This window comes from Streptomyces sp. NPDC057543 (assembly GCF_042801895.1).
Lineage (GTDB): Bacteria > Actinomycetota > Actinomycetes > Streptomycetales > Streptomycetaceae > Streptomyces.
Genome location: NZ_JBHVFF010000113.1, coordinates 1 through 24,494 on the forward strand (window position 1 = coordinate 1; position 24,494 = coordinate 24,494).

23 protein-coding genes are annotated in these 24,494 nt (G+C 69.9%); 11 read left to right on the forward strand and 12 right to left on the reverse strand.

Features of this window, described 5'->3' with window-relative positions:
- A partial coding sequence (locus ACFU8Q_RS20065; protein ID WP_384455519.1) for an MFS transporter occupies positions 1-1,455 on the reverse strand: 1,455 nt, incomplete at its 3' end.
- A 160-nt stretch (positions 1,456-1,615) separates the two neighbouring features.
- On the opposite strand from ACFU8Q_RS20065, the gene ACFU8Q_RS20070 reads away from it, so the two are divergent.
- Positions 1,616-2,263: a TetR/AcrR family transcriptional regulator gene (locus ACFU8Q_RS20070; protein ID WP_384455522.1), complete on the forward strand. Its 648-nt coding sequence runs from the start codon at positions 1,616-1,618 to the stop codon at positions 2,261-2,263.
- Positions 2,264-2,352: 89 nt separating this feature from the next.
- Here ACFU8Q_RS20070 and ACFU8Q_RS20075 read toward each other — a convergent pair whose 3' ends face one another.
- The 9 genes from ACFU8Q_RS20075 to ACFU8Q_RS20115 all read right to left on the reverse strand — a co-directional run bounded on the left by ACFU8Q_RS20075 (position 2,353) and on the right by ACFU8Q_RS20115 (position 9,707).
- Positions 2,353-2,988: a hypothetical protein gene (locus ACFU8Q_RS20075; protein ID WP_384455524.1), complete on the reverse strand. Its 636-nt coding sequence runs from the start codon at positions 2,986-2,988 to the stop codon at positions 2,353-2,355.
- Positions 2,989-3,365: 377 nt separating this feature from the next.
- Complete coding sequence (locus ACFU8Q_RS20080; protein WP_384455527.1) at positions 3,366-3,773, reverse strand: rhodanese-like domain-containing protein; 408 nt, start codon at positions 3,771-3,773, stop codon at positions 3,366-3,368.
- Positions 3,770-4,321, reverse strand: a complete 552-nt coding sequence (locus ACFU8Q_RS20085) for a cysteine dioxygenase (protein ID WP_384455530.1) — start codon at positions 4,319-4,321, stop codon at positions 3,770-3,772. The genes ACFU8Q_RS20080 and ACFU8Q_RS20085 overlap by 4 nt, the downstream gene beginning before the upstream one ends.
- Before the next feature lie 73 nt (positions 4,322-4,394).
- Positions 4,395-4,502 (reverse strand): putative leader peptide, encoded by a 108-nt coding sequence (locus ACFU8Q_RS20090; protein WP_353962448.1) that lies wholly within the window; start codon positions 4,500-4,502, stop codon positions 4,395-4,397.
- 11 nt (positions 4,503-4,513) lie between these two features.
- Positions 4,514-6,127, reverse strand: a complete 1,614-nt coding sequence (locus ACFU8Q_RS20095; protein ID WP_384455533.1) for an FAD-dependent monooxygenase — start codon at positions 6,125-6,127, stop codon at positions 4,514-4,516.
- Positions 6,128-6,357: 230 nt separating this feature from the next.
- Positions 6,358-7,269, reverse strand: a complete 912-nt coding sequence (locus ACFU8Q_RS20100; RefSeq protein WP_384455536.1) for an amino acid ABC transporter permease — start codon at positions 7,267-7,269, stop codon at positions 6,358-6,360.
- The gene (locus tag ACFU8Q_RS20105; RefSeq protein WP_384455539.1) at positions 7,266-7,931 is read right to left on the reverse strand and encodes an amino acid ABC transporter permease; all 666 of its coding nucleotides are present in this window, start codon (positions 7,929-7,931) and stop codon (positions 7,266-7,268) included. Before ACFU8Q_RS20105 ends, ACFU8Q_RS20100 begins: the two co-directional genes overlap by 4 nt.
- Before the next feature lie 75 nt (positions 7,932-8,006).
- Positions 8,007-8,852 (reverse strand): glutamate ABC transporter substrate-binding protein, encoded by an 846-nt coding sequence (locus ACFU8Q_RS20110; RefSeq protein WP_384455542.1) that lies wholly within the window; start codon positions 8,850-8,852, stop codon positions 8,007-8,009.
- A 69-nt stretch (positions 8,853-8,921) separates the two neighbouring features.
- A complete protein-coding gene (locus ACFU8Q_RS20115) occupies positions 8,922-9,707 on the reverse strand; it encodes an amino acid ABC transporter ATP-binding protein (RefSeq protein WP_384455545.1) in 786 nt (261 codons plus the stop codon).
- Between the two features lie 349 nt (positions 9,708-10,056).
- Between ACFU8Q_RS20115 and ACFU8Q_RS20120 the strand changes: the two genes are divergently transcribed.
- Both ACFU8Q_RS20120 and ACFU8Q_RS20125 read left to right on the forward strand, forming a co-directional pair.
- Positions 10,057-10,749: a response regulator transcription factor gene (locus tag ACFU8Q_RS20120; RefSeq protein ID WP_384455549.1), complete on the forward strand. Its 693-nt coding sequence runs from the start codon at positions 10,057-10,059 to the stop codon at positions 10,747-10,749.
- Between the two features lie 15 nt (positions 10,750-10,764).
- On the forward strand, positions 10,765-12,159 hold the full coding sequence (locus tag ACFU8Q_RS20125; protein WP_384455552.1) for a sensor histidine kinase: 1,395 nt from the start codon (positions 10,765-10,767) through the stop codon (positions 12,157-12,159).
- A gap of 78 nt (positions 12,160-12,237) precedes the next feature.
- Here the strand turns inward: ACFU8Q_RS20125 and ACFU8Q_RS20130 are convergent, their stop codons facing one another.
- Complete coding sequence (locus tag ACFU8Q_RS20130; RefSeq protein WP_384455555.1) at positions 12,238-13,236, reverse strand: TAXI family TRAP transporter solute-binding subunit; 999 nt, start codon at positions 13,234-13,236, stop codon at positions 12,238-12,240.
- A gap of 181 nt (positions 13,237-13,417) precedes the next feature.
- On the opposite strand from ACFU8Q_RS20130, the gene miaB reads away from it, so the two are divergent.
- On the forward strand, positions 13,418-14,911 hold the full coding sequence (gene miaB / locus ACFU8Q_RS20135; RefSeq protein WP_384455578.1) for a tRNA (N6-isopentenyl adenosine(37)-C2)-methylthiotransferase MiaB: 1,494 nt from the start codon (positions 13,418-13,420) through the stop codon (positions 14,909-14,911).
- Positions 14,912-15,034: 123 nt separating this feature from the next.
- Positions 15,035-15,748: a class III extradiol dioxygenase subunit B-like domain-containing protein gene (locus ACFU8Q_RS20140; protein WP_384455558.1), complete on the forward strand. Its 714-nt coding sequence runs from the start codon at positions 15,035-15,037 to the stop codon at positions 15,746-15,748.
- Between the two features lie 94 nt (positions 15,749-15,842).
- Here ACFU8Q_RS20140 and ACFU8Q_RS20145 read toward each other — a convergent pair whose 3' ends face one another.
- Entirely contained in the window at positions 15,843-16,115 is a 273-nt protein-coding gene (locus tag ACFU8Q_RS20145) for an antitoxin (RefSeq protein ID WP_384455561.1), read from the reverse strand.
- A gap of 273 nt (positions 16,116-16,388) precedes the next feature.
- Between ACFU8Q_RS20145 and miaA the strand changes: the two genes are divergently transcribed.
- From miaA to hflX, 6 genes are all read left to right on the forward strand, one after another.
- The gene (gene miaA / locus ACFU8Q_RS20150; RefSeq protein ID WP_384455564.1) at positions 16,389-17,327 is read left to right on the forward strand and encodes a tRNA (adenosine(37)-N6)-dimethylallyltransferase MiaA; all 939 of its coding nucleotides are present in this window, start codon (positions 16,389-16,391) and stop codon (positions 17,325-17,327) included.
- A gap of 107 nt (positions 17,328-17,434) precedes the next feature.
- Complete coding sequence (locus tag ACFU8Q_RS20155) at positions 17,435-17,872, forward strand: hypothetical protein (RefSeq protein ID WP_384455581.1); 438 nt, start codon at positions 17,435-17,437, stop codon at positions 17,870-17,872.
- 127 nt (positions 17,873-17,999) lie between these two features.
- Positions 18,000-18,872: a diaminopimelate epimerase gene (gene dapF, locus ACFU8Q_RS20160; RefSeq protein ID WP_384455566.1), complete on the forward strand. Its 873-nt coding sequence runs from the start codon at positions 18,000-18,002 to the stop codon at positions 18,870-18,872.
- A gap of 189 nt (positions 18,873-19,061) precedes the next feature.
- Positions 19,062-21,215 (forward strand): RelA/SpoT family protein, encoded by a 2,154-nt coding sequence (locus tag ACFU8Q_RS20165; RefSeq protein WP_384455569.1) that lies wholly within the window; start codon positions 19,062-19,064, stop codon positions 21,213-21,215.
- Positions 21,216-21,323: 108 nt separating this feature from the next.
- Positions 21,324-22,778, forward strand: a complete 1,455-nt coding sequence (locus ACFU8Q_RS20170; protein ID WP_384455572.1) for a M1 family metallopeptidase — start codon at positions 21,324-21,326, stop codon at positions 22,776-22,778.
- Positions 22,779-22,922: 144 nt separating this feature from the next.
- The gene (gene hflX / locus ACFU8Q_RS20175) at positions 22,923-24,440 is read left to right on the forward strand and encodes a GTPase HflX (RefSeq protein ID WP_384455575.1); all 1,518 of its coding nucleotides are present in this window, start codon (positions 22,923-22,925) and stop codon (positions 24,438-24,440) included.
- The last annotated feature ends 54 nt before the right edge of the window (positions 24,441-24,494 follow it).

Sequence of the window (24,494 nt, forward strand, 5' to 3'; positions counted from 1 at the left end):
GACTTCGGCCGCGGCCTGCTCGGGCGCGACGGCGGCCTTGCTTCTGCCGTCGACGTCCGAGGCGGCCCGGGCGGCCGGGATGACGCTCGCGATGACCGCGGCGACCAGCGCGATGCCGCAGCCGATCGTCAGGCCCGTGCGGAAGCCGCTCTCGGAGGTGAAGCTGTATCCCCCCATGGTGACCGTCATCTGGGAGAGGACCACGCCCATCACGGCGGCGCCGACCGAGGTCCCCAGTGAACGCATGAGGGTGTTGAATCCGTTGGCGGCGGCGGTCTCGGAGAGCGGTACGGAGCTCATGATCAGCGCGGGCATCGACCCGTAGGCGAGGCCCACGCCGCTGTTGATGACCATGAGGGCCAGCATGAGTCCCCACGCGGAGCCCATGAGGACGAGCGACAGGCCGTACCCGGCGGCCAGCACCAGGACGCCACAGATCAGGGTGAACTTCGGGCCGCGGGCGTCGGTGAGCTTCCCGCCGAGCGGGGAGACGATCATCATCATGATGCCGCCCGGCGCCATCCACAGGCCGGCGGCAAGCATCGACTGGCCCAGGCCGTAGCCGGTCGCCTCCGGGAACTGGAGCAACTGCGGCACGACCAGCATGCTCGCGTACATGCCGAAGCCGACGAAGATCGAGGCGACGTTGGTGAGCAGCACCCGGGGGCGGGCCGTGGTGCGCAGGTCGATCAGTGGCTCCCGCGTGCGCAGTTCCCAGGCGCCCCAGGCCAGCAGGATCACGACGGCGGCGGCGAACAGTCCGAGGGTCGTCGCCGAGGTCCAGCCCCAGTTGGCGCCCTTCGACACGGCGAGCAGCAGGCAGACCAGTCCGGCGCCGAGCCCTACCGCGCCGAGGGCGTCGAAGCGCTGCCCCTTGGCGCCGGCCGGGACGTCGGGGATGACGAACCAGATCGCGACGGCGATCGCCACGGCCAGGACGGTGGAGCCCCAGAACAGCACTCGCCAGTTGGCGTACTGCGCGACTGCTGCGGCGATCGGCAGGCCGAGCCCGCCGCCGATGCCCATGGAGGCGCTCACCAGCGCGATGGAGGAGCTGAGCTTCTCCGCCGGGACCACGTCGCGCAGCAGGGCGATGCCCAGCGGCACCATGCCCATGCCCATGCCCTGCAGTCCACGCCCGATGATCATGGGGACGACGGAGGAGGCGAGGGCGCAGACCAGTGAGCCGGCCACGAGCGGCACGGAGCACGCCAGGAGCATGCGGCGCTTGCCGATCAGGTCGCCGAGGCGGCCGGAGATCGGTACGCAGATCGCCCCCGCCAGCAGGGTGACGGTGATCACCCATGCCGCGTTCGACGGCGAGGTGTGCAGGATCTGGGGCAGTTCCGCGATGAGCGGCGTGACCAATGTCTGCATGATCGCGGCAGTGATGCCGGCGAGGGCCAGCGTGGCGACCACACCGCCGGTGCGGGCCGTGGGCTGGGGGGCGTCCATTCGGGACTCCATAAGTGAGGGGCTGCCGGGCATCAGTCGCTCGCCCGGAGCCAAAAGTAAACATCTGCTTACATAGACGCTAGGGCAGGCGGGGGAGTGAGGTCAACATCTGTTTACACCGTGGCGCGGGCGGTACCGTTCGAGCAGAGAGAGGACAGCCATGAAAGCCAGCAGTTCCCAGGCAGCTCCCGCGCCCCTGGCGCCGACGGACAACAGCCCGCCGCCCTCCCGGCGAGGTGCCGGCGCCAGGACCCGTGGGCTCCTGCTCGACTCGGCCCGCCGACGCTTCGCGTACGACGGATACGCGGCCACGACCGTGCGCGACATCGCCGACGACGCCGGTGTCAACGTCGCGCTCATCAACCGTTACTTCCAGTCCAAGGAAGGCCTCTTCGAAGCCTGTCTGAAGGCAGTCATCGACGAACTCGTCCACGCGGCGGGCACGGTGGCCGACCTGGAACAGATTCCGGAGATCATCGTCAGTCACACCGCGGGCGTGCTCGCCACGGACGGCCCCAGAGACGCCCTTCTGCTGCTGCTGCGTTCCTCCGGCGACGAGCGCACCGAGCAGATGCGCACCGGCCTGCTGCGCACGTTCAGCGAGCGGCTCGCCTCGGTGGCCGGCTGGCGCCCCGAAGAGCCCGACGGTGACGGGCTCCTCCTGCGGGCCCAACTCGTTCTGTCCGTGGCCTTCGGCATCACGGTGCTGCGCGCCTCTCCCGGTCTGGAGCCGCTCGCGTCGGCCACATCGCAGGACCTCACGGGGCCACTGCGCGATTTGGTCGACGCGCTGCTCACCCGTCACTGAGGAGCGGCGCCGCGTCCGGGCCAAGGGCCGGGCCGCCGCTCCCTCACGCCCTCGTCGAACGCCACGCCCGGGGCGTCCGTGGGGTTGCCTCACTGCCCGGCGCGGGCGGCGCGGGCGATGGTGGCGTCGATCAGCGCGAGCGCATCCGCGGCGGTGCGGCCGGGGCAGCGGTTCCACGGTCCGATCAGACCGGTCCAGCCCCGGGACCGGAGTTCGGCGACGAGCCAGGCGCCCGCCCGGTCCACGGTGTCGAGGGAGCCGTAGCCCAGGCGGTGGGCGGTGAGCAGAGCGCCGCAGACGCACCGGGCGCCGCGGGCGTTGCGGAGCCGGTACGGGGTGTTCTGCCAGCCCCACTCGGTCAGGATCTGCCGTGCGTGGGCGAGATGGGTGGAGGGCCGCACTTCGGGCTGACCGATGCGCCGCCAGGAGTGGAGCCGGTCGGGGAGGATCGCGCCGAGCCGCCCGGGGAGGGGCCGCTCGCGTGGCGCGGTCGCCGGCAGGGCGCGCACGGACTCGGCGATGAGCTGATCGACCGGTACGGACAGCAGGTCTCGCCAGTCGGCCGGCTGACGGCCCGTCGGCCCATCAACGATGCCGGGAGAGGGGGGTACGGGTTCGGCGGCGGTGAGGTCCCAGCCGGTGACGATCTGCTGCCAGGCCTCGGTGTCGTGGAGGCGAGCGGCCTGGGCATCGAGTTGGTCGGGGGTCAAGGTGGGCGTCGGCATGAGTGCGAAGTCTCCGTCACGTCGGTCCTCGGCGTTGAGCCGAATGTCCGTCGAGTACGGAGATTGCTCCACCGGAGCGTGGCGTTCGGGTGTGTCGGGGCGGATTCGGGGCACCGGCGAGCGGGTGGGCGGGGCCCGGCCCCCGGCACCCCGGAGCAGCCCGGTGGTACCGAGTTGAGGGAGGGCCAGGCCCGCACCACGACGGTGTGCCCACCCGCAACCCGGGTGGATGCTCCCGTGCGACGCGTGCAGTCCGGGCAAGGCCGATAGCGGGATCGGGCCTTCCGCAGCGCCGGAGCAGGCCCTTCTCAGCCGGATGCTCCGCCGCCGACCACGTCCGTCCGCCCCCCCCGTCCGCCCGCCGTCACCCCCGTCCGTCAGGCCTCGACCGGAAGCCCTGCCGTACGCCACGCCTGGAACCCGCCGATCACATCGGTCGCCCGATGCAGCCCCAGCTGACGCAGGGACGCGACGGCGAGGCTCGACGCGTAGCCCTCGTTGCAGACCACCACGACCTGGAGGTCGTGGCTTGCCGCCTCCGGGGCCCGGTGGCTGCCCAGCGGGTCGAGGCGCCACTCCAGCTCATTGCGTTCGACGACCAGCGCGCCCGGAATCAGTCCGTCCCGTTCCCGCAGCTCCGCATAGCGGATGTCCACGAGAAGCGCCCCGTCCGCGGTAGCGGCGAGCGCTTCCCGCGGGCCGACGCGGACGAACCCGGCCCGAACCCGTTCCAGCAGTTCGTCGATTCCGACCGGTGCCGTACCGCGCCGAGGCCTGTCGCTCACTGCCAGTCCTCCGGCCGTTCGACCTGTTCGAGACGGAGCACCGCACCGGTGCGGCTGTAGCGCCGGATCTGCGGCAGCGGCGGGTAGTACGCATGGACGGAGACAGCGTGTTCCGTACCCGATTCGTTCAGCACCTCGTGGACGTGGTGTCGGCCGAACAACCTGCCCTGGCCGGTGGCCAACTGCCGGGAACGGTCGATGCCTTCGGTGAGTTCGAGCGTCTTCCAACCGTCGGTGGGCAGCCGGGCGGCGAGCGACAGCTCCCTGAGGGTGCCGGCGGCGGTGGTGAAGGCGCCGATCGAGTCGGCGTGGTCGTGCCAGCCGGTTCCGGTGCCCGGCGGCCAGCCGATCAGCCAGGCCTCGCTGCCGCCCGGCCCTTCGAGCTGGACCCAGGTGCGGCCTTCGGGATCGAGCGGGAGCGAGGCGATGATCTCGGCGTCGGCGGCGACACGGCGGACGAAATCGAGCAGCTCCGCGGCCGTCGGACCGGAAGCACCGTCGGCGGTGGCGGAGGAGATGTGTACAGAGGGTGATGAAGGAGCAGACACAGAGACCGTCCTGAGGGTTCGCGCGGACGCACAACCGTGCGGCAGAGCGCACGGTGTGGCAGGAAGAGGCGATTCAGCAGGACGGGCGACACACGCAGCCCGCATAGCGGACGAGGTCCATATGGACCCTCCGCCACAGGCGCACATCGGTGTCGATCACGTTTCGGAGTACACCATGCACCTCCGCATCGGTCAATTGATGCCCGCAGTCTGGTCGGAGCGTACGGAGGCGCGCGCCGCCCCGCCCCGTACCGCATCCGCCGCCGCGAACAGCTCCCGGGGCCGTACCCCGCCGAAGGACGCCACGAGATGGCCGTCCGGCCTGATCAGCAACACGGTGTGGGCCGACGCCCCCGGATAGCTCTCGGTCACCAGCAGTTCGCCCTTCACCGGCAACGCGTCGACAGCCGCGACCAGCCGCGGCATGACGCCGGCGCTCATCCAGTGACGCCGGTCCCACACCCCCGTACCGGGCGCCACCAGGACCACCAGCAGATGCCCCTGACCCAGCCGCTCGCGCAGCCGCACGGTCGTGCCGTCCGGAGCCGTCACCCGCACATCGGTGACCGGCGCGCCGGGGGGCGTACTCACAGAGGTGTGCGCCTCGGCGCGTGAGGGCGCAAGGGGCGAGTGCGAGTACGAGGGGGGCGCACCGAGGGGGCCACAGCCCAGATGTCCGTCGGTGAGCAGCGAGTCGTGCCCCCGTGCGCTCCCCGGGACCAGGGTCCGCAGGCCTCCGCCGCCACGCAGTATCGGCAGCGACTGGTCCGCGGCGCGCAGCCGTGCGGCGACCGCGGCCCGGCGCTCGGCCTGGTAGCTGTCGAGCAGCACGTCGGAGGCGCCGTGGTGCCAGGCCTGGGCGAGCTTCCAGGCCAGGTTCTCGGCGTCCCGCAGCCCCTCGTCGAGTCCCTGGGTGCCGAGCGCGCCCAGCAGATGGGCGGCGTCCCCGGCCAGGAAGGCCCGGTCGACCCGCCAGCGCAGGGCGAGCCGGTGGTGCAGGGTGTACACACCCGTGTCCAGCAGTTCGTACGGCGGTGTCTCGCCGCACCAGCCCGCCAGGGTGTCCCGGATCCGGGCGATCAGGGCGTCCGGTGTGACGAGCTCGCCGCGCGGCGGCAGCAGCCAGTCAAGCCGCCAGGCGCCGTCCGGCAGCGGTCGTGCGGTCACCTCGGCGCCGCCGGTCCGCCATGGCGGCAGCCGGTGCAGCACGGCCTGCCCCGGCCAGGGGAGCTCGGTGCGCAGCGCCGCGACGGCATGCCGCTCCACCGCCGTACGCCCGGGGAAACGGATGTCGAGGAGCTTGCGTACGGTGGACCTGGCGCCGTCGCAGCCCACCAGGTAACTCCCGCGCCACCAGGTCGGGTTCGGCTCCCTGGTGTGCATCGTGACCCCGGCCTGATCCTGCTCCAGCGTGTCGATCCGGCTGTACGGGGCCACCCGCACCAGCTCCTGCGCGGACACCGCGTCCCGCAGCCCGCGGGTCAGGACGTGCTGCGGCAGGTGGATGGGGGCCGGCGACGGATCGCCCTCGGGGGAGTCCTCGCCGAGCGGTAGCTCACGCACCAGCTGCTTGCGCCGCATGGACCGCCACCCGGACCACCGCAACCCCTCGTGCCGGAGCGCCTTGCAGCCCAGCCGCTCCACCAGGGCCGCGGTGTCCTCGCGCAGCACCACCGTGCGGGCCGGACGCGTCTCGTCCCTGGCCGGGTCCTCGTCGAGAAGGACGGAGGGGACGCCCTGCGCCGCGAGAGCGAGCGACAGCGTCAGGCCGACGGGCCCGGCGCCGACGACGATCACCGGGTCCACGGGGCGGCTCCTCGAATCCGTGCGAACGACGCCGAGGGCGCGGACGAAAGGAGCCGATGGCTCGAAAGAGGGGTAGGCGGCGGAGTATGTGTGGCGGCGGCGGGAGCTGGGGGCGCGATCACAGAACGTATGCAACCTACTGCCGGTGCCTGCGTCAAGCGACACCGGAAGGCGGCGAGGGGCGGTGGCGGATGTGCCACCGCCCCTCGGGGACGCAGATCGACGAGCCGTCAGACGGCGCGTCCGTCATCGACGACGAGCGCCGGCTCACCGATGGTCTCCGGTGCGCCCCCGGGCCCGGCACCGACCACTGCACCCGTGCCCCTCTTCGTACGCCGGAGCCACCGCTCCAGCCAACTCGCGAACGATGTGAGTGCGAAGTTCACGGCGACGTAGATCACGGCGACGATCGTGAAGCACGCGATGGTGTTCGCGCCGTAGTTCGCGCTCATCGGACGGACCGAGGACAGCAGCTCGGGGAAGGTCATCATGGCGCCACCGAGTGCGGTGTCCTTCACGATGACGACCAGTTGGCTGACGATCGCCGGCAGCATGGCCGTCACCGCCTGTGGCAGCAGCACGAACACCATGGTCTGGCCCTTGCGCATCCCGATCGCCTTGGCCGCGTCGGTCTGGCCCTGCGGCAGGGAGTGGATGCCGGCCCGCACGATCTCGGCGAGTACCGAGGCGTTGTAGAGGACCAGGCCCGTCACCACGGCGTACAGCGGCCGCAAGTCGCTGCTGATGTTCGTGTATTCGGAGTACACCGCATTCGCGATGATCATCAGGATCAGTACCGGGATGGCGCGGAAGAACTCGACCACCGCACCGGCCGGCAGCCGTACCCAACGATGGTCGGAGAGCCGTCCGATGCCGAACAGCGCACCGAGCGGCAGCGCGATGAGCAGGGCGAAGAACGCGGCCTTGAGCGTGTTCTGGAGGCCCGGCCAGATGTATGTCTCCCAGGGCTGCGCGCTGGTGAAGAAGGGCTTCCACTTGATCCAGTCGAGCTGGTGCTTGGAAGCGAGGCCGTCGTAGACCCACCACACCACTGCCGCGGCGCACACCACGAACAGCACCGTGTACAGGATGTTGCGCTGCTTGGCGCGCGGTCCCTGGGCGTCGTAGAGGACGGAAGTCATCGCTTCACCGCCACCTTCTTGCTCACCCAGCCGAGGATCAGGCCGGTCGGGAGGGTCAGAACGATGAAGCCGAACGCGAAGACCGCGGAGATGAGCATCAACTGGGCCTTGGTCTCGATCATTTCCTTCATCAGGTACGAGGCTTCGGCGACCCCGATCGCGGAAGCGACCGTGGTGTTCTTCGTCAGCGCGATCAGCACGTTGGACAGCGGGTTGACGACCGCGCGGAACGCCTGCGGGAGGACGATCAGACGCAGCACCTGGGTAAAGCTCAGCCCGAGGGCACGCGCTGCCTCGGCCTGGCCCACGGGCACGGTGTTGATCCCGGAGCGCACGGCCTCGCACACGAAGGCGGCGGTGTAGGCGATCAGGGCGACTACCGCGAGCCGGAAGTTGATGGTTTTGAAATCGCTGGCACCGAGGTTGATGCTCAGGGTCTGGAAGAGACCCAGCGACGAGAAGACGATGATCACGGTCAGCGGAATGTTCCGGACCACATTCACGTACGCGGTAGCGAAGCCGCGCATCAGGGGGACCGGGCTGACCTTCATGCCGGCCAGCAGCGTTCCCCATATGAGGGAGCCGAGGGCCGAGTAGACGGTGAGCTGCACCGTCACCCAGAAGGCCCCCAACAGGTCATAACCTTCAAGAAAGTCGAACACGATCTCCCGCGCTTCCGCGTGTAGGAGGGCATGGCGCGCCGCCGTTCACCGACGGCGCGCCGGGTCAGCCCTGCTTCACTTGACGATGTTGCCGATCTTCGGGGCCTGCTCGTTCTTGTAGTTCGCCGGACCGAAGTTGTCCTTCACGGCCTTGTCCCAGGAACCGTCCGAGACCATCTTGGTGAGCGCGTCGTTGATCTTCTTCTTGAGGTCGGCGTCGCCCTTCTTCAGGCCGATGCCGTAGTTCTCGTTGCTCATCTTGAAGCCGGCCAGCTTGAACTTGCCCTGGAACTGCTGCTGCGACGCGAAGCCGGCGAGAATGGAGTCGTCAGTGGTCAGCGCGTCGACGACCTTGTTCTCCAGGCCGGTCAGGCACTCCGAATAGCCGCCGAGCTCCTGAAGATCGGCCTTCGGAGCCAGCTTGTCATGGACGTTCTGCGCCGAAGTCGAGCCAGCAACCGAACACAGCTTCTTGTTGTTCAGGTCCGCCGGCGACTTGAACGAGTTGTCGTCGGCGCGGACGAGGATGTCCTGGTGCGCCAGCAGGTACGGGCCCGCGAAGTCGACCTTCTGCAGCCGCTCGTCGTTGATCGAGTAGGAGGCGGCGATGAACTTCACGTCACCGCGCTCGATCGCCGTCTCGCGGTCGGCGCTCTTGGTCTCCTTGAAGACGATGTCCTTGGCGTCGTAGCCGAGTTCCTTGGCAACGTACGTGGCGACATCGACGTCGAAACCGGTGTACTTGCCGTCCGGCGTCTTGAGGCCGATACCCGGCTGGTCGATCTTGATGCCGATCGAGATCTTCTTGCCGTCGCCCGAACCGCTCGAGCCGCTGTCCTTGTCGTCGGAACCACAGGCGGTGGCGGTCAGGGCGAGGGCGAGCACGGCGGCCGAGGCGGCGGTGACCTTACGAAGCTGCATGGTGAAATTCCCTAGAATTGACGCGATGTGAGTGATCGGCCGGTCCGGAAACCGGCGGTGAAGGATCAGTCAGTGGTGAAGGATCTTCGACAGGAAGTCCTTGGCCCGGTCACTGCGCGGGTTATTGAAGAACTGGTCGGGCGTGGCCTCTTCGACGATCTTTCCGTCCGCCATGAAGACGACCCGGTTCGCCGCCGAGCGCGCGAAGCCCATCTCATGGGTGACGACGACCATCGTCATGCCGTCCCGGGCGAGCTGCTGCATGACGTCCAGCACCTCGTTGATCATCTCCGGGTCGAGCGCGGAGGTCGGCTCGTCGAAGAGGATCACCTTGGGGTCCATCGCCAACGCCCGTGCGATGGCCACGCGTTGCTGCTGACCGCCGGAGAGCTGGGCGGGGTACTTGTCGGCCTGCGTCGCCACGCCCACCCGGTCCAGCAGCGAACGGGCCTTGTCCTCGGCCGCCTTCTTGTCCGTCTTGCGGACCTTGAGCTGGCCCAGCATCACGTTTTCGAGCACCGTCTTGTGCGCGAAGAGATTGAACGACTGGAAGACCATGCCGACATCGGCGCGCAGCCGGGCCAGCTCCCGGCCCTCCCGCGGCAGCGGCTTGCCGTCGATCGAGATGTCACCCGAGTCGATCGTCTCCAAGCGGTTGATCGTGCGGCACAGCGTGGACTTCCCGGACCCGGAGGGCCCGATGACGACCACGACCTCGCCACGGGCGATGGTCAGGTCGATGTCCTGGAGCACATGCAGCGCGCCGAAGTGCTTGTTGACGTTGCTCAGTACGACAAGGTCGTTCGCCGCAGGTGCGGCGTCCTCGGCGCCCTTGGTCACTGAAACTCCGCTCATCGGCTTCTTGCTCCGTCCTCCTCGGTTGGGAAGGACCCTAGGACGCGGTGCGATCAGCGTCATCACATCTGAGCGAGAATTGAGGATAACGATCCGGCGGCACCCGGACACACGGTGTGAACAGGGCGGTAGGCGGTGCGCCCGGGGCGTACCGGGTGCATAACGGATGGCTCGATGCGGGGGGCGGGCCCTTGACTGACGTGCCGGTCATCGGAGTGGATGCCCTGGTACACCATGACGTGAAACACCTCGGTACGGGGGAGTGACGAGAGGTGTACGAAGGCGTACAGAAGACCGCGCCGGCACCCCGTCCACGGGAACCGGCATCGCACCTTCGGAAAGGGGGGTCATGAGACTGTTGCTCGTCGAGGACGACAACCACGTCGCGGCCGCCCTGTCCGCGATCCTTGCCCGGCACGGCTTCCAGGTGGTGCACGCCCGCAGCGGCGAGGAAGCGCTGCAGGCCCTGCTGCCCGCGGACACGGAGCCCTTCGGCGTCGTGCTCCTCGACCTCGGGCTGCCCGACCAGGACGGCTACGAGGTGTGCGGGAAGATCCGCAAGCGCACGTCGACCCCGGTGATCATGGTGACCGCGCGCGCCGATGTCCGGTCGCGGATCCACGGCCTCAACCTCGGAGCCGACGACTACGTGGTCAAGCCGTACGACACCGGCGAGCTCCTCGCCCGGATCCATGCCGTCAGCCGCCGCAAATCGTCCGGCGAGGACACCGTGCCGACGCCCGCCGCCGCTCTGCGCCTCGGACACGTCCATATCGAGCTGCCCACCCGTCGGGTCAGCGTCGACGGATCGGAAGTCCAGCTCACCCGCAAGGAGTTCGACCTGCTCGCGCTGCTCGCCCAGCGCCCCGGTGTGGTCTTCCGCCGGGAGCAGATCATCAGCGAGGTGTGGCGGACGAGCTGGGAGGGGACGGGGCGCACACTCGAAGTGCACGTCGCGTCCCTGCGTTCCAAACTGCGCCTGCCCGCACTGATCGAGACGGTGCGCGGGGTCGGCTACCGCCTCGTCGCCCCGTCCGCGTAGAGGCGTACGTCCCAGGTGCGCACCCGGCTGCTTCCCCTGCTCATCGTTCTCATGGCGAGCGTGCTGCTCGCCCTCGGCTTCCCGCTGGCCGTAAGCGTGGCCGGTGCCCAGCAGCAGCGCGTCGTCATCGACCGCATCGACGACACGGCACGCTTTGCCGCGCTCGCCCAGTTCATCGCCGAACGCACCCCCGGCTACGACGAACGCCGCCGCACCCTGCGGAGCGAACTGGACACCTACGCCTCGGTGTACGGCATCCGCGCCGGTGTCTTCTACCGGGACGACAGCGCCATGGCGAAGGCGCCGGCCACCTGGCAGCTGCCGATCGACGGGGAGGGGAGGGAGGCCTTCAAGGAGGCGCTCCTCGGGCGGCGCAGCCACGATCCGCCGCAGGTCTGGCCCTGGCAGCGGGGCAGGGTCGTCGTTGCCTCGCCCGTCGTACGGGACGGCGATGTGGTCGCCGTCGTGGTCATCGACTCGCCCACCACCGAGATGCGCACGCGCACGCTGCGCGGCTGGCTGCTCATCGCGGCCGGCGAAGCGGTCGCGATGCTGGTGGCGGTCGGCGCCGCGATCCGGCTCACCGGCTGGGTGCTGCTGCCCGTACGGACCCTGGACGCGGCCACCCACGACATCGCCAGTGGCCGGATGCGATCCCGGGTCGCGGCCTCCGGAGGGCCGCCGGAACTCAGGCGCCTGGCCCGCTCGTTCAACGAGATGGCCGACAATGTCGAGGACGTGCTGGAGCAGCAGCGCGCCTTCGTCGCCGACGCCTCGCACCAGCTGCGCAACCCCCTTGCCGCTCTGCTGCTGCGGATCGAGCTACTTGCGCTCGAACTCCCCGAGGGCAACGAGGAGATCGCCTCCGTGCGCACGGAGGGCAAGCGCCTCGCACAGGTCCTGGACGACCTGCTCGACCTGGCGCTGGCCGAACACGCCGCGGCCGACCTGCAGCTCACGGACATGGGTGCGCTCACCGCGGAACGCGTCGCGTCCTGGCGGCCGGTCGCCGAGGAGAAGGGGGTACGGCTCAGGGCGGACGGCTCGTCCGCCGTGACGGCCTGGGCGGACCCCATCGCACTGTCGAGCGCCCTCGACGCCATCATCGACAACGCCCTGAAGTTCACCCCGGCCGACGAAGAGGTCCTCGTCACGGTCGCCGCCGGTCGTGATGACGTCACGGTCGTCGTCGCCGACCGGGGGCCGGGCCTGACCGCACAGGAGATGGAGCGCGTCGGCGACCGGTTCTGGCGCAGCGCCCAGCATCAGAACGTGCAGGGTTCCGGCCTCGGGCTCTCCATCTCCCAGGCCCTCCTGGCCGCGGGCGGTGGCACCATCCGTTATGCCGCCCACGAACCGTACGGGCTGCGGGTGACGGTATCGGTGCCGCGCCGGGGCCCACAGGGCTGAGCGGGCGGGGCAAGCGGTCGGCGGCGTGGGGATCAGGGCTTGATCGAGCGGTAGTAGCGCTTGGCCCCCTCGTGGGGATCAGGGCTTGACCGAGCGGTAGTAGCGCTTGGCCCCCTCGTGCAGCGGCAGCGGATCGGTGTAGATCGCCGTGCGCAGATCAACCAGCTGGGCCGCGTGCACCTCGCGCCCGATCCGGTCCCGGCTGTCGATCACGGTCCGGGTGAACGCCTCGGTCATCGACGGATCCGTACGGTCCGTGGTCACCAGCACATTGGCGACCGCCACCGTCGGCACCGCCTGTCCCTGCTGCGCGCTGCGGTAGGCGTCGGCGGGCATCATGGCCGACCGGTAATAGCGGGCGGACCCACCCACGGCCTGAAGCTCCTTGATCAGCGCGGCATCCAGCGGCACCAGCCGGATCGCGAACCGGTCCGACAGCTCCTGCACGGCGGAGGTGGGCAGTCCGCCGGACCAGAAGAAGGCATCGATCCGGCCGTTCTCCAGCTCCTTCGGCATGGTGTCGATGCCGTTGGGAACCGGCGTCACGTCGTTCGTGGGATCGAGACCGGCGGCCGTCATCAGCCGGTCGGCGACCAACCGTACGCCGGAACCGGGCTGACCCACCCCGACGCGCTTGCCGATCAGGTCCGAGACCTTCCGCACCTTCGAGTCCCGGGGTACGACCAGCTGTATGTAGTCGTCGTACAGCCGCACACAGCCCCGCAACCGGTCGGCACCAGGCCTACCGTCGCGCAGATAGGTGGCGAGGGAATCGGCGGTGGCGATGGTGAAGTCCGCCTTCCCGGTCGCCACCCGTGCGATGTTCTGCTGCGAGCCCTCGCTGGTCTGCAGCTGTATCGACACCCGGGGCAGGTCCTTGGCCAGGTCCCCCTTCAGCCGCTCGCCGTAGCGCTGGTAGACCCCACTGCGTACGCCGGTGCTGAAGGCCAGCGTTCCGCTCGGCGCAGGTTCCCTGAGCGGGAGCAGCCACCACAGGAGCAGCCCGAGCACGACGACGAGGGCGGCGCACGCCTGCAGGGCGCGCAGCCGGCCGATACGGGACAGTGCCTGGAGCATGGCGGCGATCCTGCCAGCCCGTCCCGGCGATGACCAGGGCAGGACCCCGGCGGTCCGGGGCCGCGGCCTCCGTGCACCGGCCGGGAGACCGTGCCCCCGGCCGATGGGGTATTCATCATTGCGGCCCGGCCGGAGCCCTTACCCTGGACGGGTGAGCGGCAACGACGTGGCTGGTGGAGTAGTGGACGGTTTGAAAACGTACGAGGTGCGCACCTACGGGTGCCAGATGAACGTCCACGACTCGGAGCGGCTGTCCGGGCTGCTGGAGGACGCGGGTTACGTACGTGCCCCGGAGGGCTCCGACGGCGACGCCGACGTCGTCGTCTTCAACACCTGCGCGGTCCGGGAGAACGCCGACAACAAGCTCTACGGAAACCTCGGCCGGCTCGCCCCGATGAAGACCAAGCGCCCCGGCATGCAGATCGCCGTCGGCGGCTGCCTGGCGCAGAAGGACCGCGACACCATCGTCCAGCGGGCCCCCTGGGTGGATGTCGTCTTCGGTACGCACAACATCGGCAAGCTGCCCGTGCTGCTGGAGCGCGCCCGCATCCAGGAAGAGGCGCAGATCGAGATCGCCGAATCCCTGGAGGCCTTCCCCTCCACGCTCCCCACCCGCCGCGAGTCCGCCTACGCGGCGTGGGTCTCCATCTCCGTCGGCTGCAACAACACCTGCACCTTCTGCATCGTCCCGGCGCTCCGCGGCAAGGAGAAGGACCGCCGCACCGGCGACATCCTCGCCGAGATCGAGGCCCTGGTCGCCGAGGGCGTCTCGGAGATCACCCTGCTCGGCCAGAACGTGAACGCGTACGGTGCCGACATCGGCGACCGCGAGGCCTTCTCCAAGCTGCTGCGCGCCTGCGGGAAGATCGAGGGCCTGGAGCGGGTCCGCTTCACGTCGCCGCACCCCCGCGACTTCACGGACGACGTGATCGCGGCCATGGCCGAGACGCCCAATGTGATGCCTCAGCTGCACATGCCGCTGCAGTCGGGCTCGGACACCGTCCTCAAGGCGATGCGGCGTTCGTACCGGCAGGAGCGCTTCCTCGGCATCATCGAGAAGGTGCGCGCCGCGATGCCGGACGCCGCCATCTCCACCGACATCATCGTGGGCTTCCCCGGCGAGACCGAGGAGGACTTCGAGCAGACGATGCACACGGTCCGCGAGGCGCGCTTCGCCAACGCCTTCACCTTCCAGTACTCCAAGCGCCCCGGAACGCCGGCCGCCGAGATGGCGGGACAGATTTCCAAGGAGGTCGTCCAGGAGCGGTACATGCGCCTGTCAGCCCTCCAGGAGGAGATCTCCTGGGAGGAGAACAAGAAGCAGGTCGGCCGGACGCTGGAGATCATGGTCGCGGAGGGCGAGGGCCGCAAGGACGGCGCCACCCACCGCCTCTCCGGCCGCGCCCCCGACAACCGCCTGGTCCACTTCACCAAGCCGGACGAGGACGTGCGTCCCGGCGATGTGGTCACCGTCGAGATCAGCTACGCCGCCCCGCACCACCTGCTCGCCGAGGGCGCCCCGCTGGGCGTACGGCGGACCCGGGCCGGCGACGCGTGGGAGAAGCGCACCGCAACCGAGGCCGCCAAGCCGGCCGGAGTGATGCTGGGCCTGCCCGGTATCGGCGCCCCGGCGCCCCTGCCGGCCGCGGTGGCCCCCGGCTGCGGCTGCGACTGACACCGCGGGGGGAACGGGCCACAGCGGGGGAACGTGCCACGACGGCCCGGGACGGGTGACGGCGGGGGGGAACGGTGACGGCGGGAGATGGGCGCGTCGCGCCCAACCAGTACGCTGCCCACCATGCTTGTCGCCGCCGCTGTCTGCCCCTGTCCGCCCCTGCTGGTACCCGAGGTCGCCGCCGGTGCCGCGCCCGAGCTCGACGCCCTTCGGGACGCCTGTGCCGACGCCCTCGGTGTGCTCGCCGCGGCCCGGCCCGATCTGCTGCTCGTGATCGGGCCCGCGGACCTCGTGGGCCGAGGACCGCACCCCGAGGGGGCCATCGGCTCCTTCAAGGGCTTCGGAGTCGATCTCGACGTACGGCTCGGGCGCGACTGCGGAACCGTGGCGGACCGCCCCCTTCCGCCGTCCCTGGCCGTCGGCGCCTGGCTGCTCGCCCGAGCGCAGTGGGCCGAGGCGCCGGTCGAAGGGCTCGGCGTGGGGGAGCCGCTCGAAACCGACCACTGTACGAGTACGGGGCAGGACCTGGCCGCCAGGGCAGAACGGGTGGCGCTGCTGGTGATGGGCGACGGCAGTGCCTGCCGCACGGTCAAGGCCCCCGGCTATCTGGACGACCGCGCCGAGGCGTTCGACGCGGCGGCCGCCCACGCGTTGGGCACCGCCGACTCCGGCGCGCTGATCGCGCTCGACGAATTGCTGGCGTACGAGCTGAAAGCGGCGGGCCGGGCACCCTGGCAGGTGCTCGCGGGCGCGGGTGAGGGGGCGGGCCTGCGCGGACAGCTGCTGTACGAGGACGCTCCGTACGGCGTGGGCTACGTGGTCGCCACCTGGTCCTGACCGCTCGCCCGGGCTCGCACCCGGGCGGATACGGGCGACGGCCGTGCAGCGTCATCGCTCCACGGCCGTCCGTCGGACTTGAGTCGGTTCGTGTTCACGAGGCGGGCGGCGTACCGGGCGGCGTGCCGCCTTCGTCGTGCTTGGTACCACCCTCGTCGTGCTTGTGGGACAGGCGCTCGACCACGTCCTTGGCCTTCTTCGTGCCGGATTCGATCTTGTCGCTGTACTTGCCCTTGGTCTTTTGGTCGACCGTCCGTGCGGCCTTGTCGAGCCCCTGGTCGATCTTGCCCCCGTGCTGATGCGCGAGGTCGCCGACCTTTTCCTTGGCGGGGCTCAGCTTGGCCTTCAAATTGTCCAGGAAGCCCATCGGGCACCTTCCCTGCTGGGGGACTCGGTCGGGCGTCCTCCTGCGGCCTCGCTGCCGGCCGCCTCGTCGGGCAGCCCTGGAGGCGAACGGCAAACCGTGAAAAAACGCCCCTATTCACTTACGAATTCTACTGGTACCGCCGAAGATCCGCGCCGTTCGGAGCGGAGGCGGGGCGGGTGCGGAGCAGAAGTGGGAAGACCGAAACGACCCCCGTTCGCCGCCGGTCATGTCACGAGTTCGGGAAGAGGCCCGGAGGTTTGCGAGACTGGGGCGGTGAGAAGTTCAGCTCCCGCACCGCGGGTCATCACCGTCGTCGGTCCCACTGCAGCCGGAAAGTCCGATCTGGGGGTATTTCTTGCTCAGCAGCTCGACGGCGAAGTGGTCAACGCCGACTCCATGCAGCTCTACCGCGGGATGGATATCGGCACCGCGAAGCTGACGCTCTCCGAGCGCGGAAACGTTCCGCATCACCTGCTGGACATCTGGGACGTCACCGAGACCGCCAGTGTCGCCGAGTACCAGCGGCTGGCCCGGGCGGAGATCGACCGGCTGCTCGCCGCGGGCCGCACTCCAGTCCTGGTCGGCGGTTCCGGGCTCTATGTGAAGGGCGCCATCGACGCCCTGGAGTTCCCCGGCACGGACCCCGAGGTCAGAGCCAGGCTGGAGGAGGAACTGGTCGACCGCGGCTCCGGGGCCCTGCACGCCCGGCTCGCCGCCGCCGACCCCGAAGCGGGCAGGGCCATCCTGCCGAGCAACGGCCGCCGCATCGTCAGGGCCCTCGAAGTCATCGAGATCACCGGCAAGCCGTTCACCGCCAACCTCCCCGGTAACGATGCGGTGTACGACACCGTCCAGATCGGCGTCGACGTGGCCCGCCCCGAACTCGACGAACGCATCGCTCTGAGAGTCGACCGGATGTGGGCGGCCGGACTCATGGACGAGGTGCGCGCCCTGGAGGCGCACGGCCTGCGCGCGGGACGAACCGCGTCCAGGGCGCTCGGCTACCAGCAGGTGCTGGCCGCACTGGCCCAGGAGTGCACCGAGGACGAGGCGCGCACCGAGACCATTCGCGCCACCAAGCGATTCGCGCGCCGTCAGGATTCATGGTTTCGCCGCGACCCGCGGGTCCACTGGCTCAATGGTGCCGCGGAGCACCGCGGGGAACTTCCGCACCAGGCGCTGGCGTTGGTCGAACGAGCGGTTACAGCCTGATCACGTGATGGCATCGGGAGGCCCTGCCCGTCATTTCGGTGACCGGGAGCGTGCCATCATCGAGCATCGATCGACCAGTGGAGTCCGAGTTGGGAGGGCGCGTGGCGATGGAGGCCGGCCCTCGCGACACAGAACAAGACGCACCGGACGCGCTGCACGACGCAGGAAGCTTGAGCCCCGACGGGCCCGATGAGCTCGAAACGACCCCCGAGGTCGAGGTCGAGCTCAGGCCCGCGCGGCGTCTGCGCATCTGGCAGCTCGCACCGATCGTCATGCTCGCCGCCGTGGGATCGTTGATGTTCGCGTTTCCGCTGGCGTTCGAGTTCGGCGACGGCGGCGCGGTCGTCGCCATGCTGGGCCTGCTGATCAGCTGCTGCGCCGCGGGCTGGGGCATGATGGCCGCCCGCCGCGTGGGATACACCTGGCCCGGGCTGCCGCAGAGGGGCTCGGGCGAGAGATCCGACTGGCGCGTGATCGCTCTGTACGCCGCCGTGTGCGCCGCACTGGTCGCCCTGGCCATCTGGCGCGTGGCCCGGCTCCGCTGACGGACACTGCCGTTCCGCCGGTGCGACGTCGGCCGCTGTCCGGCGCCCCGTTGCCCGGCCTCTGCCTCATGCTCCGTCGCACGGCCCGGTTTCGTCGGCTGTCGGTGCTGCCTCGTACAGTTGCTCTGTGAGCACCTCGCAGATCGCCTTCCTCAAGGGGCACGGCACCGAGAACGACTTCGTGATCGTTCCCGACCCGGACAATGCCGTCGACCTGCCCGCGCCCGTCGTCGCCCGACTGTGCGACCGCCGGGCGGGGATCGGTGGTGACGGGCTGCTGCATGTCGTACGGTCCGCCGCGCACCCGGAGGCACGGGCCATGGCGGACGAGGCCGAGTGGTTCATGGACTATCGCAACGCCGACGGCTCGATCGCCGAGATGTGTGGCAACGGCGTACGGGTCTTCGCCCGCTATCTGCAGCGTGCCGGGCACGTCGAGGAGGGCGACCTCGCCGTCGCGACCCGCGGCGGTGTGAAGAAAGTGCACATCGCCAAGGGTGGCGACATCACAGTGTCGATGGGGCGCGCGCTGCTCCCCGAGGGCGGCGTCACGGTCAGCGTGGACGGCCGCGGCTGGGTCGCCCGCAATGTGAACATGGGCAATCCGCACGCGGTCGCCTTCGTCGACGACCTGGCGCACGCCGGTGATCTGCGCTCCGTACCGCCGTACAGCCCCGCGGCCGTCTACCCCGACGGTGTCAACGTCGAGTTCGTCGTGGACCGCGGACCGCGCCACGTCGCCATGCGGGTCCATGAGCGCGGCTCGGGCGAGACCCGCTCCTGCGGTACGGGTGCCTGCGCCGTGGCCGTCGCCGCGGCCCGCAGGGACGGCGCCGACCCCGCGGTGACCGGCACTCCGGTCACCTACACGGTCGATCTGCTCGGCGGCACCCTCGTGATCACCGAGCGGCCCGACGGCGAGATCGAGATGACCGGCGCCGCCGTGATCGTCGCCGAGGGCGTGATCGACCCAACCTGGCTCGAAACGTTCAGGGGCTGAGGCCTGCCGGGGCGCGCGAGCCCGGCATGATCCAAACGAGACGCCCCGGAGCTTCGCTCGAATGGGTGATCCGTTTCACGCTGAGCGAGAGCCGGACTCCGCCACGTGGTGGGCTCGGTAGCATCAAGCACCGGCCCGGAGGCGCGACCGCACCTTCCCACCGCCGGTCGACGTCGCCGGAGGTGCCCCATGAGTGCAGAGGCCACCAACCCAGGTGCTCCCATCCGCAGACGGGGCCGTCCCCGGATCGATTTCCGCAGGCTCGGCCGCGTCGCGCTGCTCGGCACCGTCTCCCGCGACCGGCTGCCCGACGCGATCGGCCATGTCGCCGAGGCCCACCGGGCCCACCACCCGGATGCCGACCTCTCCGTCCTGCACCGGGCCTACGTACTCGCGGAGTCCTCGCACCGCGGGCAGATGCGCAAGAGCGGCGAGCCGTACATCACGCACCCGCTCGCCGTCACGCTGATCCTCGCCGAGCTCGGCGCCGAGACCACGACACTCACCGCCTCCCTGCTCCATGACACCGTCGAGGACACCGAGGTGACTCTCGATCAGGTGCGGGACCAGTTCGGCAAAGAGGTCTGCTACCTCGTCGACGGCGTCACCAAACTCGAAAAGGTCGACTACGGAGCAGCGGCCGAACCCGAGACCTTCCGCAAGATGCTGGTCGCCACCGGGGACGACGTCCGGGTGATGTCGATCAAGCTCGCCGACCGACTGCACAACATGCGCACCCTCGGCGTGATGCGCCCCGAGAAACAGGTCAGGATCGCCAAGGTCACCAGGGACGTGCTGATCCCGCTGGCCGAACGGCTCGGCGTGCAGGCGCTCAAGACCGAGCTGGAGGACCTCGTCTTCGCGATCCTCCACCCCGAGGAGTACGAACGCACCCGCGCGCTGATCGCCGCCGCGTCGGCGCAGCCGGACGCCTCCGGCGCCGCGGGCGCCCAGGACCCGCTCGCGACCATCGCCGACAACGTCGGGGCGGTGCTGCGGGAGGCCGGCATTCCGGCAGAGGTTCTCATCAGGCCGCGCCACTACGTCTCCGTGCACCGGGTCAGGATCAAACGCGGCGAGCTGCGCGGCACCGACTTCGGCCGACTACTGGTCCTCGTCGGCGAGGACGCCGACTGCTACGCCGTGCTCGGCGAACTGCACACCTGCTTCACGCCGGTGATCTCCGAGTTCAAGGACTTCATCGCCGCCCCCAAATTCAACCTGTACCAGTCACTGCACACCGCGGTCGTGGGCCCCGACGGGGCGGTCGCCGAAGTCCTCATCCGTACGCACCGCATGCACAAGGTCGCCGAGGCCGGCGTCATCGCCCTCGGTAATCCGTACGCCGCGGACAGCGGCTCCGGGCCCCAGACCGTCGAACCCGCGGACGGAGAGCGCGCAGACCCGACCCGCCCAGGCTGGCTCTCCAGGCTCCTCTCGTGGCAGCAGTCCGCCCCGGACTCCGACACCTTCTGGACCACGCTCCGCGCCGACCTCGCCCAGGACCGGGAGATCACGGTCTTCCACACCGACGGCGGCACGCTCGGCCTGCCCGCCGGAGCCAGCTGTGTCGACGCCGCCTACGCGCAGTACGGGGACGAGGCACACAGCTGCATCGGCGCCCGGGTCAACGGCCGGCTCGCCACCCTCGGCACCGTCCTGAGCGACGGCGACACCGTGCAGCTGCTCCTCGCCGAGGACGTCGGGTCCGGCCCCTCGCCCGACTGGCTCGACCATGCCCGCACCCCCGCTGCCCGCATCGCCATCACCGGCTGGTTCGACGCCCATCCCGAGGACGCGCCGAGTTCGCACAACAACGGGCCCGCAGCACGCAGGCCGCCCGGACCACAACCCCAGGCAACCGACGGCGGCGACAGGGCCGGGGCCCGCACCGCGAACGCCATGGTGGACCGGCCGGACGCCACCGTGCGCCTCGCGGGCTGCTGCACCCCCGTACCCCCCGACGCCGTCACCGGATTCGTCGTGCGCGGCGGCGCCGTCACCGTGCACCGGCTGGAATGCCCCGCGGTCTCCCGGATGCAGTCCGTCGGCCGGGTGCCGGTCCCGGTGACCTGGGGCGACGCGCCCGGATGCCGCGTCACCCTGGTCGCCGAATCCTTCGGACGGCCCCGGCTGCTCGCCGACCTCACGGAGGCGATCGCGGCGGCGGACGCGGCGATCATCTCCGCCACCGTCGAACCACCCAGCGAACAGCGCGTCCGGCACACCTACACCTTGCAACTCCCCGACGCCGCAGGGCTGCCGGCGCTGATGCGCGCGATGCGTGAGGTACCCGGGGTGTACGACGTGAGCCGCGCCCAGCATCCGACAGCCACCGTCTGACTCCCCGTCCGGATCCGCCGCGCAGCGCCATCTGCCGCGTTGATCTCGTTCGAGTGGCGTGGCGCGCGCCGCACCTGCCCGGGTGGGAGTCGCTGGTAGCGGTAGTTCATGCCGTTCATCTCCCGCCGTCTGCGGGCCGCTCTGCTGGCCACCGCATCGGCCACCCTCGTTGCCGCCGCCCTCCCCTCACCCGTGCCGCTCGGCATCGGCGATCCACTCTTCCCGCACCTCGGCAATCCCGGGTACGACGTCCTCTCGTACGACATCGGACTGACCTACCACGGCAGCAACAGCAAGCCGCTGGACGCCGTCACGACGATCGACGCGCGGACCACCGAACCGCTGGACCGGATCAACCTCGACTTCACCCGGGGCAAGGTCCGTACGGTCGAAATCAACGGTCTGCGCGCCGACTTCGCCGTGGCGGACGAGGACCTGGTCGTCAAGCCGCCCCGCCGGCTCCCGGCCGGAGTGCCGCTGCACATCACCGTCCGGCACACCAGCGACCCACGCGGCGACCGGGACACCGGCGGCTGGCTGCGCACCGCCGACGGACTGGCCATGGCCAATCAGGCCGATGCCGCGCACCGGGTCTTCCCGAGCAATGACCACCCCGCCGACAAGGCCTTCTTCACCTTCCGGATCACCGCGCCCAAGGACCTCACGGTGGTCGCCAACGGCCTGCCCGCAGGTAAGGTCCGGCACGGTGCCGACACCACCTGGACCTACCGGACCGAACACCCCATGGCCACCGAACTGGCCCAGGTCACCATCGGCCGTTCCAGCGTCCTGCGACGCACCGGGCCGAACGGACTGCCGGTGCGTGACGTGGTGCCGAGCGCCGACCGCAAGCGGCTGGAGCCCTGGCTGGCCAAGACACCCGCTCAGCTGAAATGGATGGAACAGCAGGTCGGCAGCTACCCCTTCGAGACGTACGGACTGCTGGTCGCCGCCACCGACACGGGCTTCGAGCTGGAAACCCAGACGCTCTCGCTCTTCGAACGGTCCCTGTTCACCCAAACCGCCTACCCCAAGTGGTACGTCGAGTCGATCATGGTGCACGAGCTCGCCCACCAATGGTTCGGCGACAGCGTCTCCCCGCACGCGTGGTCCGATCTGTGGCTCAACGAGGGACACGCCACCTGGTACGAGGCCCGCTACGCAGAGGAGCATGCCGGCAAGGCACTGGAAGACCGCATGCGCGCGGCGTACACCAAGTCCGACGGCTGGCGCGCCGCGGGCGGCCCGCCGGCCCGCCCCGACATTCCGGCGCCCGGACGGAAGCTCAGCCTGTTCCGGCCGGTGGTGTACGACGGCAGCGCACTGGTCCTGTACGCGCTGCGCCAGGAGATCGGCGAGAGTGCGTTCGACCGCCTGGAGCGGACGTGGGTGAGGAAGCACCGCGATTCGAACGCCGCCTCCGCGGACTTCGTCCGGCTGGCGTCACAGACCGCGGGCCGCGACCTGACCACGTTCTTCGACGGCTGGCTGTACGGCGTGAAGACCCCGCCGATGCCGGGGCACCCGGACTGGCACAGCGCCAAGCCCGTCGGACAGCGGTAAACCCGAGTGACGGGCCCCGCGGACCATGTCACTATCGTCGGGTCGCCGCGGCGGCCCGACCCGTGGGTTTCCGACAGCGGGAATCATCGGGAAAGGTCACGCGTTGTGACTGATGTAACGGACTTCCATCTACGTAAGGATCCAATGACCTCCTCTTCCCTTCCCCAGGACGCGCAGGAAGCGCAGAGCGCTACGGAGAATGTCACCGAGAGCCTCCCCGAGAGCCTTCGGGCCGACGCCCTGATGGAAGAGGACGTCGCCTGGAGCCACGAGATCGACGGAGAGCGGGACGGCGAGCAGTTCGACCGTTCGGAGCGCGCCGCGCTGCGGCGTGTGGCGGGACTCTCCACCGAGCTCGAGGACGTCACCGAGGTCGAGTACCGGCAGCTGCGCCTGGAGCGTGTGGTGCTGGTCGGCGTCTGGACCTCGGGGACCGCGCAGGACGCGGAGAATTCCCTCGCGGAGCTGGCCGCACTCGCGGAGACGGCGGGAGCCCTGGTGCTCGACGCCGTCTTCCAGCGCCGCGACAAGCCCGACCCGGCCACCTACATCGGCTCGGGCAAGGCGCTGGAGCTGCGCGACATCGTCCTCGAATCAGGGGCCGACACCGTTGTGTGCGATGGTGAGCTCAGCCCCGGCCAGCTGATCCACCTGGAAGACGTAGTCAAGGTCAAGGTGGTCGACCGGACCGCCCTGATCCTCGACATCTTCGCGCAGCACGCCAAGTCCCGGGAGGGCAAGGCGCAGGTCTCGCTGGCGCAGATGCAGTACATGCTGCCGCGGCTGCGCGGCTGGGGTCAGTCGCTCTCCCGTCAGATGGGCGGCGGCGGTTCCAGCGGCGGTGGCGGTATGGCCACTCGTGGTCCCGGTGAGACCAAGATCGAAACGGACCGGCGTCGGATCCGCGAGAAGATGGCGAAGATGCGCCGGGAGATCGCGGAGATGAAGACCGGCCGTGACATCAAGCGCCAGGAACGCAAGCGCAACAGGGTGCCGTCGGTCGCCATCGCCGGCTACACCAACGCGGGCAAGTCCTCGCTGCTCAACCGGCTGACCGGTGCGGGCGTCCTCGTGGAGAACGCCCTGTTCGCCACGCTGGACCCGACCGTGCGCCGGGCCGAGACACCGAGCGGCCGGATCTACACCCTGGCCGACACCGTCGGGTTCGTACGGCATCTGCCGCACCACCTCGTCGAGGCGTTCCGCTCCACCATGGAGGAGGTCGGCGAATCCGACCTGATCCTGCACGTGGTGGACGGTTCGCACCCGGTGCCGGAGGAGCAACTCGCCGCGGTGCGCGAGGTGATCCGCGAGGTGGGTGCGTTGGACGTGCCCGAGGTCGTGGTCATCAACAAGGCGGATGCGGCCGATCCGCTGGTGCTGCAGCGACTGTTGCGCATCGAGAAGCACGCGATCGCCGTCTCGGCGCGTACCGGCGACGGTATCGACGAACTGCTCGCCCTCATCGATGCGGAACTGCCCCGGCCCTCGATCGAGATCGAGGCGCTCGTGCCGTACACCCAGGGTGGACTCGTCTCCCGGGTGCACGCCGAGGGCGAGGTGATCTCCGAGGAACACACGTCGGAGGGCACCCTGCTCAACGCCCGGGTCCATGAGGAACTGGCGGCCGAGCTCTCCTCGTTCGTCGCCGTGGCGCACTGACGGCAGCACGGTACGGCTCAGTACGGACCGATGGCCCGCTCCCCTCGTCGGGAG

Coding starts and splice junctions, on each gene's coding strand:
- ACFU8Q_RS20070 (WP_384455522.1), top strand. CDS start 1,616: ATGAAAGCCAGCAGTTCCCAGGCAGCTCCCGCGCCCCTGGCGCCGACG.
- ACFU8Q_RS20075 (WP_384455524.1), bottom strand. CDS start 2,988: ATGCCGACGCCCACCTTGACCCCCGACCAACTCGATGCCCAGGCCGCT.
- ACFU8Q_RS20100 (WP_384455536.1), bottom strand. CDS start 7,269: ATGACTTCCGTCCTCTACGACGCCCAGGGACCGCGCGCCAAGCAGCGC.
- ACFU8Q_RS20110 (WP_384455542.1), bottom strand. CDS start 8,852: ATGCAGCTTCGTAAGGTCACCGCCGCCTCGGCCGCCGTGCTCGCCCTC.
- ACFU8Q_RS20115 (WP_384455545.1), bottom strand. CDS start 9,707: ATGAGCGGAGTTTCAGTGACCAAGGGCGCCGAGGACGCCGCACCTGCG.
- ACFU8Q_RS20120 (WP_384455549.1), top strand. CDS start 10,057: ATGAGACTGTTGCTCGTCGAGGACGACAACCACGTCGCGGCCGCCCTG.
- ACFU8Q_RS20130 (WP_384455555.1), bottom strand. CDS start 13,236: ATGCTCCAGGCACTGTCCCGTATCGGCCGGCTGCGCGCCCTGCAGGCG.
- ACFU8Q_RS20140 (WP_384455558.1), top strand. CDS start 15,035: ATGCTTGTCGCCGCCGCTGTCTGCCCCTGTCCGCCCCTGCTGGTACCC.
- ACFU8Q_RS20145 (WP_384455561.1), bottom strand. CDS start 16,115: ATGGGCTTCCTGGACAATTTGAAGGCCAAGCTGAGCCCCGCCAAGGAA.
- ACFU8Q_RS20155 (WP_384455581.1), top strand. CDS start 17,435: ATGGAGGCCGGCCCTCGCGACACAGAACAAGACGCACCGGACGCGCTG.
- ACFU8Q_RS20165 (WP_384455569.1), top strand. CDS start 19,062: ATGAGTGCAGAGGCCACCAACCCAGGTGCTCCCATCCGCAGACGGGGC.
- ACFU8Q_RS20170 (WP_384455572.1), top strand. CDS start 21,324: ATGCCGTTCATCTCCCGCCGTCTGCGGGCCGCTCTGCTGGCCACCGCA.
- hflX (WP_384455575.1), top strand. CDS start 22,923: ATGACCTCCTCTTCCCTTCCCCAGGACGCGCAGGAAGCGCAGAGCGCT.